A 1,004-nucleotide genomic window follows, 5' to 3' on the forward strand; every position below is an offset into this window, starting at 1 on the left:
CCATCCGCATTGAGAGAAGAACCTTGATGCTCAAAACTCTCTTCATTTTCTGTCTTTCCCTCACTCCCGTATATCGACACAAAGCCCTTACCTGATCCCACACCAAAACCTGTTTCATGCTCCTCTGAATGGCTTTTATGGTGATCTTGCATGCCATCAATCGTCACATTTTCTCCGCTCACATTGATATCTTGACCGGAAAGCAGATGAGAAGCAGTGATTGTGGTCTCTTTGTCTGATTGCGTGATAATGTTTCCCGTCGCCCCAAGGATAGAGGAGACCGTTGTGGTATGCGATTGAGATGTATCGGACGATTTCTCATGCAAAAAGCCACTTGATGACGATTGTGCTTGCTGATCCAAGTGTTCTTGGGCGCCTTTGATAGTAATCTTTCCCCCAGAGTGAATAGTAATATCCGCTTGTTTTTGATCTCCCAGTGCTTTCTCTCCTGATGTTTCCTCTGCCTTACCGGCTATGAGCGTCGAGGCGACAACTTCCGTGTTGTTTCCGGAATCAATGGCAATGCCTTCACCCCCTGTTATGCTTGACCCCACAACTTGGCGCACATCCATCTTGTTATGCTCAGATTTACTGCTACTAAACACCCCACCGTCTTTATGGTACGACATCTCATAATGTAAGCTATCCTCTGCATTATTGATCAGGACATCGTTGCTGGCTTTCAGCCCTACCTTGCCCTCAGCCGCAATGGAACTGCCTGTGATGCTAAGGTCATGCGGTTTGCCATCCTGTCCTGCAATGACAGTGGTATCACCTCCAGATTTTATCGAAGAGCCAACGGCATGAGAGGCTTGCATATCCACTTTCGTGTTTTTGGCGCGAAGATGATACTCCATCTCATCGTTTCTCACCCCTATTGTTATCTCCCCTTGGGCGCCAAGAGCAACATTACCCTTGGCATCTATATCGGAAGCAGCCATATGGATATCGCCACCCGATAGAACAGTGGTCTCTTTTCCAGAACTTAAATGAGAGCCATTGTG

General features: G+C 47.2%; 1 protein-coding gene. It reads right to left on the minus strand.

Annotation, left to right across the window (positions count from 1 at the left end; translation table 11 throughout):
* Positions 1-1,004 (minus strand): hemagglutinin repeat-containing protein (locus tag ACFIMA_RS09740; protein ID WP_375693781.1); only part of this gene is annotated, 1,004 nt, incomplete at both ends.

This window comes from Bartonella sp. AP88HLJMH, assembly GCF_042195605.1.
In the GTDB taxonomy this organism is placed as follows: domain Bacteria; phylum Pseudomonadota; class Alphaproteobacteria; order Rhizobiales; family Rhizobiaceae; genus Bartonella.